Origin of the sequence: Trichormus sp. NMC-1, assembly GCF_001858025.1 — a bacterium.
Taxonomy (GTDB): domain Bacteria; phylum Cyanobacteriota; class Cyanobacteriia; order Cyanobacteriales; family Nostocaceae; genus Anabaena.
In genome coordinates this window covers 118,645-128,698 of record NZ_LZQD01000012.1, presented here as the reverse complement: position 1 = coordinate 128,698, position 10,054 = coordinate 118,645, and the positions used below count along the sequence as shown (strand labels likewise).

Genomic DNA, 10,054 nt, shown 5'->3' with positions numbered 1-10,054 from the left:
GGCTCTGTTTCACCGTAGGAACTCCCTGTTAGCACCAGTGTCAACCCGCAACGGTTGTCTGATTATGCCCTGTTCCCAGCTTCACCCTCCAGAAACCGAGTCTGGTCAGTGTGGGCAGGTAAGGAGTCAATTCTGAGTCTGAATGGCAAGGTTTGCACTTGCATCTGACCGAGAGTTCAGCCTTTAGTGACAGTAATCTGCTGTCGGGCTGGAGTGGTTATTTACGGGCTGATTACCGAGATTCACCGCTCAACGAATCGCACTAGCCATTTCAACCATTGGATTCCCTGGACTCTTACCGCTACCATCAAAGAGTGCGGCGGGAATTAGTTCCAATGAAGTCAGGGGTTGTGTGTTGCGCCCTGCTTGTAGATAGGTTGCTTTTTGAGGCTCGATTTCACCGTAGGAACTCCCCGTTAACGCCAAGTGTCATCCCACAACGGATGTCTGATTGCGTCCTGTTCCCAGCTTCATCCTTCAGAAACCGAGTCTGGTCAGTGTGGGCAGATAGGGACTCATACCTGAGTCTGGTAGATGGGACTTTCACCCATATCAGACCGAGAGTTCAACCTTCTTCCATGATTGGATTGGGTTGGTTGGCTTATGTACGGACTGATTACCGTGATTCAGCTAACAACGAATCGCACTCCGGGACGCTCCGCGTAGCAAGATCCCGTAGGGTACGCTATCCAATTTTACCAAATCAAAACGACTTTTCCTCCCCATGCTCCCTGCTAGAAAGCCCCCTGCCTATGACTTACGTCACGCTACGCTATCACAACGACGGGATATTTTTTCTTTTGGAAGTCTCTAAATTTAATATTGTGCAGCCTAGAGTCCTTCTAAATAAGGCTTTTGGGCAAAAAAGCAAATGCGTAACAGCTTATCAGTTTGGGAATGAATGAAGCCACACCAAAACATAATAATTACAAATCAAAATCAAGGGTAAATGTTTCGCAGGGATGTATAATCATACCTGAGTCTGGTAGATGGGACTTTCACCCATATCAGACCGAGAGTTCAACCTTCTTCCATGATTGGATTGGGTTGGTTGGCTTATGTACGGACTGATTACCGTGATTCAGCTAACAACGAATCGCACTCCGGGACGCTCCGCGTAGCAAGATCCCGTAGGGTACGCTATCCAATTTTACCAAATCAAAACGACTTTTCCTCCCCATGCTCCCTGCTAGAAAGCCCCCTGCCTATGACTTACGTCACGCTACGCTATCACAACGACGGGATATTTTTTCTTTTGGAAGTCTCTAAATTTAATATTGTGCAGCCTAGAGTCCTTCTAAATAAGGCTTTTGGGCAAAAAAGCAAATGCGTAACAGCTTATCAGTTTGGGAATGAATGAAGCCACACCAAAACATAATAATTACAAATCAAAATCAAGGGTAAATGTTTCGCCATCAGCATCTTTGGGATTTTCTGGTGATGATGGAGTTGAAGGAGGCTGGTCTTGTTGACTTGGGTTTGTAGCAATCGGATTGAAAGCTGGGGTATGTGTAACTATTTGTTGCATGGGGAATGCCCCCTTTTTGAAAGCAAAATAGCAATCAATAATAAAGTAAAGCGTCTCTAAGTAACTTTTATCTAGTTGCTGTGATTCGGCAAATATACGTTCTCGGTAGCTATCTTTAATCCGAACTTTTTCCGGTGTCATTGGCTTCGTTCCCATTCAAATTGGTTGATAAATTCGCGCATTATTACCCCTCAAACTCAAGCCAGAGGCGGTAAAGCAGGAGGACTACAGATTCTTGTTGATCATGGCTTTTGCCATTTCTAGCAATCCACAGGCATTAGCTTCTACGGGATTGTCCAGAATTTTAAACCCGTTCTTCTCCAATAGCTTCTTAAATCCAGGTAACAAACAGCCTCCACCAATTGCCCAAATTTCATCCCCTTGGTGCTTGGCATCTAGTGTCAGGCTTACGGGTTTCTTTAAGAATTTTTCATACCAATCTTTCAAACAATTGGTGTAGATATCTTTGATGTCAATGTCACGACTGTACTTGGTATGCCCCCTTTCCAAACAAAATCGAATAGAGGAGGTGTTGCCAATTTTCCCTCCGTTGAGACGTTTCATTTTTTCGGCAATGTCTTCGATGAGAACTTCTACACCTGCGGGGTAGGGAGTGTGAACTTCTCGCTTTCCTTGGTTGTAACGAGAATAAAGTGTGGTTCCATTCCCAAAATCTAGGACAGTGAGCTTAGATGGAAGTTGATGCCCAAACAATGCACCCATTCCCTCTGGGACGACTTTAATTATTTCTAGGGTGACATCTGATTTTTTGCCCGCAAGTATTGGTTGATATTCTCCGTTGAGTGCTTGTTTTAAATCTTTTGCAAGTCCTATGTCATGTAAGCTGACGACTAATTTTAAATGCCAAGCTTTACGATGTGGCAAATGTGCTAATCCACCAAATAACATCAACAGTGCATTTTTAATTTTGTTTTCGTTGTGGTCCGTGTTGCGGTCAAAATGATAACCTGTACGAAAAGCAGATTCTCCTACGGTGTAAGCTGCACCATCTAAAACGATTCTTCCTGGGACATCTTCCATCTCGGCGGTGGAAATATAGCTGGGGATACGAACGACTTCAAATCCATCGACGAAAAGTTTCAGACTGCCGTAACCATTATCGAATCCTGCTGGAAAAATTTTTTGCAAGGCGTGAATGTTGGACATGGGGGTCAAGTGGGATACAAAAAAAAGGGTGGCACAAAAATACCCTGAGTACCTCCTATATATACCCTAGATAGGGGCTAAAAGTTTAATTATTTTCAATTTTCGCGTTAGGGTATACTTATCCCATAAGCAACCCCTACATATACCCCAAATTATTTTATTTTAGCAATATAGACCCTATATAACCCCTATAAAGGTTATAAGCAGGGCGCATAGCTTCGATATACTCACGGACAATATCTTTTTTATAAGGTGCAGATGCAATAGAAAAATCTGATTCTTGGGTATGGAATAGAGCGTAACCATCATGATGTTTAGTAGTGAATACGACATACTCTACTCCTAAAATTTTGGCTAAATATGCCCATTCTTGAGGATTGTAATCTTGAGGATTGAAAGTATCAACGGTACGGTAATATTCTTCAACGGGAATATCTTTGCAGAAAGGAAGACTGAATACACCTCCAACCATAGGCCAAGATAACTCACGTCCCTGTTGGGAACTATGACCCCAATGAATAAACATCCCCAGTCGTGCTGTATCAAACCATGTAGTCATGATGATGAAATTTAAATTAGTTTTCTACATTGAACGGTAGTCAGCAAATCTGACATAACCAGGTGAACTCGCTAAACTGCACGAGTTGCTTACATCTCAGTTCTAAAGACACGCTGACTTTAGGCATACCAAAAAACTTGTAAAAGTATGATCTAACAGTCGTTTTAGTTCACACTGACAAAGTGCTGTATCGCTCTTTCATCACAGAAGATGCAATTTAGGATTTTAAATCATTTCAATCAACAGAAAATCAAAGTTTCAACCCAGTTTGATGAAAGAGCGTTATGGCGATGCCTGGTGTGTTTTTATTGCTATCAGCTTTTCAGTTACAACATTATTCCTAAACAAGCAATTCCTCTATTTGTGCTAAGAGTGTTTCCAGACGACTCCACTTTTGCTGGTCTTCCCAAACCTTTGCTTGCTTCACTCGCCGCATTGTTCCTTCTATCCGCTCTTTGCGTTCATCAGGATCTGAAGTAGGTAATATAGCTTTAATCCGTGATTGTATTTGAGTGAGAGACAGGTTTTCCGCAATTGCCACTGCTAGTAATTCCTGGCGTGCCGTCTCGTCTTTAATTCGAGCTATCACTTTCGCTTTTGTGTAAGCAATTTTTCCTTCACGCAATGCCGTTAACACATCGTCCGATAAGTTTAATAATGGCAGACGATTTTTGATAAAAGATTCCCACGTCATTAACCCTAAACTCGTAAATACTTCTTCCACTACTTGAGCTTCCGAGTTAGGCATAACGTTATGCCTAGATTCATCTTGCTTGTCTGCTGCATTTTTCATTCTATACAGCAGAGAAGTTACATCTGTAATGTCGCTATTTAAGTGTAATGCCAAAAGTTGCAAAATACCTTCAGTTTCCTCAACTGGGTTCAAATCCTCACGACAGAGGTTCTCAATCAAAGAAAGCTGCATGGCTTCTTGATCGCTGAGTTCTCGAATTACAACTGGCACTTCAGTCAAACCAACTACCTTTGCGGCTCGATAGCGTCTTTCTCCAGCTACCAATTCATACTTATTATCTGCACGGGAACGGACTAACATTGGTTGTAGAATCCCATGTTGCCGCACGGACTCTACTAATTCTTGCATTGCCTGTGGGTCAAAGTAACGCCTTGGCTGCTGCTGTGGGAGACAAATTGACTCAATAGCAACTATCTCAGCTACAGCTTGAGACTCCCCAAACAGAATATCCAAGGGTTTCATTTGTTGATACGGGCGATCTCGCCTATTACTCATAACTTTTCTAAACCTTGTGCAATTTTTTTGAGAATAGGCACAGCCGGGTGTTTGGAATTATAGACTGCCAAAGGGACATGATCTTCGGATGCGTCAGCAAAAGCTGTAGAACGAGGAATGGCTGGATAGACTACACCCACTGTCGCTAATTGCTGTTGGATAGCTTCTAATGTTCGGGCATCCTGAATATTACGACCATCATACATAGTGGGAATAAATCCAGCGATCGCTAGTTTACGATTGGGACGCGATCGCACTCTGGCAACCGTATTTAACAATAACTCAGTTCCACAGAATGCCTTATATTGAGTTTGAATTGGAACTAGAACGTGAGTAGCTGCTACCAAACTGATGTAACTCAGCAATCCCAAACTAGGTGGACAATCTATCAATATAAAATCATATTGATTGGCTATTGGTTCTAAAGCTTCTTTGAGTCGAATATCCCGCATATCTGCTACCACTAATTCTAATTCGGCAGCACTCAAATTAATATTGGCGGGAGCTAAATCTATACCATGAACTTGAGTTTGAATTGGTAATGGTACAGAATGCAAAATGGAGTCATAAACAGTTTGCTCTAGTGCTGTTGTATCTAGCCCCATAAAAGTTGTAAGCGACCCTTGAGGGTCCATATCTATCAGCAGTACGCGATGTTTACGCTCCTGCAAATGGTAGGCAAGGTTCATGGCTAAACTAGATTTACCTACACCACCAGACTGATTAAAAAGTGTAATTATGCGTGTCAAATTCCTGCCCCCTGACAATCTTATTAAGTGGAAAAGTAGAGTTCTTTAGAGAAGAATAAACGCAGATTTTCAAAGGTTTCTTACAAGTTCTCATCAAATGTCTGTCCTTTTTCACAGCCCTATCCTATCGAAGTAAACGTTAATTCAGTTCTAGTTTGTGGCTAATTGATTGGTAAAACTTGGTAACAACTCTTTGAAAAACTAATTTTGAGCGGATTTTATAACATCGAACTCAGGTAAGCTAATGAGCATTTTAGTTGCACAGAATCAGGGGTAAAACCCTGACTACGAGCCAATTTCTCTAGAAAAATGAATGACGATTAGCTTATTATTGCAATTTCAATTCAGCAGATAATCAACTAGAAAATTTCGCTTTTGTGTGTGTTGATTTCCTTTTATGCTATCACTGCTTCTGTTGGGTTACAGCTATTTTCAGGTAAAGGAATCACACGTATTTGATACTCCCCGGTCTAAAGACACGGGGATTCTGAAGAAGCCCAAAAACGGACTCTTAAAGGCGTAGTCAAAGCGCCCCTATGGACTCCATCGAGATTTAATCCCAATGTTGCCTTTACTTTTCTTAAAATATTTGCTGCCGCATTTGCATCAGCATTAACATAGAAATTGTTAGCAGTACGATACAATCCACGCTTTATTCGTTTTCCTGATTCTTTCCACATCATGGGTTTTTCACCATATTCCGGGAGAAAATCATTATCTAAAAACGAAGCTTTGGATGTGTAACTTTCCTCGGTTTCTACAAACTCAATCCCGTAATGTTCACATAGTTGAGAAATGCGGTTTTTGAGTTTAGCAGTAGGAATCTGCACAAAGGGCTGATTAGTTTTTGTTCCCAAATTAACTTCTTGTCTTTGTCCTTTATTCCACCCAAAGACTAAAGTTCCAATTCCATGTTTTAAACAATGGTCTATTACCAATCTTGCTGCTTTGTTGACAGCATCACGCATCCGACGATTTCGTTTTTCTGTAATAGCAGCTAATCTTTTAGACCAAAATCCTTGGGGTTTGTTTTGTTTAATAGTGGCAATCTGTTTATTATAAAATTGGTTGACAGATTTTAAATGTCTGCCATCAATAATAAATGAAGTTCCCACGTTAGAAACACAAGTCAACCAATTACCAATCCCTGTATCTATTCCTAAACATCTATCTGGACTTATTTGTTGCTTCTGGGTATCTGAAGTTTGATAAACAAACTCAACATAAAAACAACGATTACGAGGTACTATTCTTAGCTCTTTAATGTCATCAAAATTTAAGTTAGATGACATTGGTAAAAGAAAGTTCTTCAAGCTAAACCATCTATTAATAGTTATACCTAATGGTATTTGAATCTGTCCTTCTACTAATTTCAGTGCTTGTTTGGGGTAAGATATTGGTGCTAATCCAGATTTTCTGTATTTAGGTAATCTTGGTTGCTCTTGCAGTTCTCCTTTCCTGTACTTGCTGTTTAAAGCCTTGAATGATTTGAAAGATTCAAATACCGATAACAGAGTTTGTTGTGCAGCTTGTGAATGTAAGACTTGGTAATGCTTGTTGTTTTTGTATTCATTAATCAAATCAAACTTCTTGATTATTTTCCCTGTTTTGAAGTAAATCTGTCTGGTGTAGTAAATCCCACAATTAGTTAATTTATGGGATTGGGCGCAGATAAATTCTAATATGGCTTTGAGAGATTTATCTGGTTTAATTAGATTTTGCTGGCTTTTGTACAGAAATATCACCTCCTTAAGAATATTGTTGTTATTTTAGACGCAGGTGGATTATATGTAAATATATATGGAGATTGAACTGAGCGGAATGTCACTGATGGCTAAAGCCATTAGTCAGCTTACCCTATGGCTTCGCCACGCAAGCTACGGGAAGCAAGCTACATCCCCGGCTTAAAAGACATACCTTCTTGAAATCTTTTTGGGATTTCAATCAGGCATTCCGGGGTTTTCATCTTATTTACTTTATTTACTTATAAAAGTTTCGCACAATCGCCGTTAGGCGTTGGCGTAGCGTGCCATAAATATAGGGCAGAGACAAACAATATGTAAGAGGGAGCGGCTGTTCGCAGAGTAGGTACAAAGGAAGAAAAAAGATTAATTTAAGATGTGGTATAATAAAACACAATACCAGTTTTATAAATGAAAACAACACATAGTTTGTAATAGCCTTTAAGCAGAATTATTAATCAATTTTCATCTGTTGCCCTATTTTGGGTAATTAGTATAAATACATAAAAACTGCCGTAATATATACTCTGAATTAATTATAAATTAAGTTGAAATTTTAAATTTCATCGTAAAAATATTAGTTCTGACAAATTTGTTAATTATCAAGCACAAGCATTTATTCTGAGTTATTCATAAAATTTAATACCAAAATCAACATTCAGCACCTCTTCAATGCGCTGTAAAGTTTCAATTGGCAAAGCCTTGGTTTCTTCGGATTCTATCTTGTACCAATTCATAGTTGTCATGGGAATTTGACGACATATTTCCGCTAAAGAGCGTCTATCCGCTTCTCTAGCTTGTCTAATTCTCTTTCCCAAACCGGGTATTTCTATATCTATCGTTCTTCTAACTTTCATCCATTCTTAAGCCATGCCACTACCCTCAAATATAAACTATTAGTTTATTATTGAATATAAATCATAAACTTACAGTTGACAATGTATCAATTAATAGCAAATTTTCTTTGGAGCTAGGGGGTAGAAATTATGAGTGAGATATCAAACATCTCTACTGATGAAAAATTGCTACGCAGCCAGAACGATTCTGCAACCAACCATGCAGAAATAGTTGTTAGCTCCGAATTGACTGAACTTAGTACAGACGAGTGGCGCGATCGCATATTTTTAGAGAGACAAGTGGAAAAAGCATTTTACGCAGCTGCTAAAGCATTGAAAGAACTACGAGACAGACGTTTGTACCGTTCAACTCACTCAACTTTTGAAAATTACTGTCGTTCCCGATTTGGTTTTACTCACCGTCATGTGAACTATTTGATAGCTGGTTCATTAGTAGTTGACAATCTGATGGGAACCAATGGTTCCCAAATCTTACCAACTAGCGAACGCGAGTATACAGTGAAAATAGAACATCTCAAATCCTTAGAACTGTTGGATGAAGACTGTCAGTTCATGCAACAGCTATGCTTGAGACTGCGACGACTGCATCAAATTGAAAACCGAGATAGTGCCGTTGATTGGCTTTGTTCAGGATTAGGAAAACAACCAAAACCGTACCTTTCACCTTTGCAGTCAAAATTGTTAAATCTTGTCGAACAAGAGTATGGACTTACGCTAACCTAGCAAAAACCTAAAACTTGAACAAAAGTTAACACTGCCCTACAAATGTTATGCTTGCTAGGCATTCAGATTAGGACATGATTAGTCCTTAAAATCTAAGAATAACAAGGGTTTTACTTTTGTCCATTGCAAGACAGCTACCTGCCCTCTGCTATAACGCAGTTGACACTCCCCACAACTAGAAGTCGGGGGATTCTTGCCTCAAAGGGATTCCAATGAATTTACCCTCAGCAAGCATCTTCACCGTCTGCCCGACGGCTGCAAGTCCTCTAATCAGAACTACTTGAGCGGCTGCAACATCCCTATCAGTTGTATAGCCACAATGTTCACAAACATGAATACGCTGTGACAACTCTTTTTTACCCGTTTCCGTTCTACAATGAGGGCAAATCTGAGAAGTTTTTCGACTATCTACTTTCTGAAAATATACACCACGCTTAAAACAACACTGCTCAAGAATTTGAAAGAATTTTCCCCATCCAGCATCTAGACAATGTTTGCCAAGTATTCCCCTCGACAATCCCACTAAATTCAAATCTTCTACAAAGATAGTTTGTGCAGTATCACAAAGTTGATGTGCTATTTTCCAATGAAAGTCCGATCTTGTATTAGCAATATGTTCATGCAATTTTGCCACTTTCTTTTGAGCTTTGTACCAATTATTTGACCCTTTAACTTTACGACTAACTCTTTGTTGCAGCAATTTAAGCTGGCGTTGGAGGTCTACAAAGAATTTAGGGCGTTGAACACAAAGTCCACCAGAAGTAGCAACAAAACTGATTAATCCCACATCCACACCGATTGCTTCTCCTACTGGCTGATGTTGAGGAATAGACACATCCCATTGCATCGTTAGCATTGCATACCATCCAGATACCCGTTTCACAATTCTCACTTGTTTAACTGTGGCATCTGTGGGAATCTCACGGGATTTTCTAAACCTTACCCATCCAATTGTAGGGAGTTTAACAGCATTGTTTTTTAACGGTTCTTTTCCTAGTTGCGGAAATACAAAAGAACGGAACTGCCCAACTTTTTTAAAACGTGGAAATCCAAAATTGCGCTCCCACATCGAAGTAAAAGCATTTTCTAGTCTCTTGAGTGTTTGTTGCAATACCTGAGAATGGACACTTTTTAATTCTTGGTATTGTTCCTTTGCTCCAGTTAATGATTTACACTGAATTGAGTAGGTAGGACGTGGTGTATCTGCGGGGATAATGTATTCAGAATGCAATGAACAAGCATTGATTTGACATGAGCGTGATTTATACCAATGTTTGCGTTCTGCTAAGGCATAGTTATAGACTTTGCGGTTAATTTCTAACCAGTCTTGAAAGATTTCTATTTGCTGCTTAGTTGGTTTTAGTCGAAACTCATAAGTCAAAGAAAACACTTATTCATCACCTCCTAAAAGGAATTATACAGTATATTTATCTAGGGTCAATGCGAAAGCTAAACTCTCTGTGGCTAAAGCCATACAAGG

General features: G+C 39.8%; 10 protein-coding genes. 1 reads left to right on the top strand and 9 read right to left on the bottom strand.

Annotated elements, in window-relative coordinates; genetic code table 11:
- Window positions 1-249: 249 nt before the first annotated feature.
- The 8 genes from A9Y75_RS28875 to A9Y75_RS24690 all read right to left on the bottom strand — a co-directional run bounded on the left by A9Y75_RS28875 (window position 250) and on the right by A9Y75_RS24690 (window position 7,851).
- Window positions 250-426, bottom strand: coding sequence for a hypothetical protein (locus A9Y75_RS28875; protein WP_177176290.1), 177 nt, complete (start codon window positions 424-426; stop codon window positions 250-252).
- A gap of 955 nt (window positions 427-1,381) precedes the next feature.
- Entirely contained in the window at window positions 1,382-1,669 is a 288-nt protein-coding gene (locus tag A9Y75_RS24720; RefSeq protein WP_083389747.1) for a hypothetical protein, read from the bottom strand.
- Window positions 1,670-1,753: 84 nt separating this feature from the next.
- The gene (locus tag A9Y75_RS24715) at window positions 1,754-2,695 is read right to left on the bottom strand and encodes a ParM/StbA family protein (RefSeq protein ID WP_071192361.1); all 942 of its coding nucleotides are present in this window, start codon (window positions 2,693-2,695) and stop codon (window positions 1,754-1,756) included.
- 157 nt (window positions 2,696-2,852) lie between these two features.
- Window positions 2,853-3,254 carry an alpha-L-fucosidase gene (locus A9Y75_RS24710; RefSeq protein ID WP_071192359.1) on the bottom strand — a complete coding sequence of 134 codons (402 nt, stop codon included), beginning with the start codon at window positions 3,252-3,254 and terminating at the stop codon, window positions 2,853-2,855.
- 340 nt (window positions 3,255-3,594) lie between these two features.
- Window positions 3,595-4,503, bottom strand: coding sequence for a ParB/RepB/Spo0J family partition protein (locus tag A9Y75_RS24705; protein WP_071192357.1), 909 nt, complete (start codon window positions 4,501-4,503; stop codon window positions 3,595-3,597).
- On the bottom strand, window positions 4,500-5,252 hold the full coding sequence (locus A9Y75_RS24700) for a ParA family protein (RefSeq protein WP_071192355.1): 753 nt from the start codon (window positions 5,250-5,252) through the stop codon (window positions 4,500-4,502). The genes A9Y75_RS24705 and A9Y75_RS24700 overlap by 4 nt, the downstream gene beginning before the upstream one ends.
- A gap of 470 nt (window positions 5,253-5,722) precedes the next feature.
- Window positions 5,723-6,997, bottom strand: coding sequence for an RNA-guided endonuclease TnpB family protein (locus A9Y75_RS24695; RefSeq protein WP_071192353.1), 1,275 nt, complete (start codon window positions 6,995-6,997; stop codon window positions 5,723-5,725).
- A gap of 623 nt (window positions 6,998-7,620) precedes the next feature.
- Window positions 7,621-7,851 (bottom strand): helix-turn-helix transcriptional regulator, encoded by a 231-nt coding sequence (locus tag A9Y75_RS24690; protein WP_071192351.1) that lies wholly within the window; start codon window positions 7,849-7,851, stop codon window positions 7,621-7,623.
- Between the two features lie 129 nt (window positions 7,852-7,980).
- On the opposite strand from A9Y75_RS24690, the gene A9Y75_RS29940 reads away from it, so the two are divergent.
- Window positions 7,981-8,574 (top strand): hypothetical protein, encoded by a 594-nt coding sequence (locus A9Y75_RS29940; protein WP_071192349.1) that lies wholly within the window; start codon window positions 7,981-7,983, stop codon window positions 8,572-8,574.
- Between the two features lie 175 nt (window positions 8,575-8,749).
- On the opposite strand, the gene A9Y75_RS24680 is transcribed toward A9Y75_RS29940, so the two are convergent.
- Window positions 8,750-9,964 (bottom strand): RNA-guided endonuclease TnpB family protein, encoded by a 1,215-nt coding sequence (locus A9Y75_RS24680; RefSeq protein ID WP_071192347.1) that lies wholly within the window; start codon window positions 9,962-9,964, stop codon window positions 8,750-8,752.
- Window positions 9,965-10,054 lie beyond the last annotated feature (90 nt).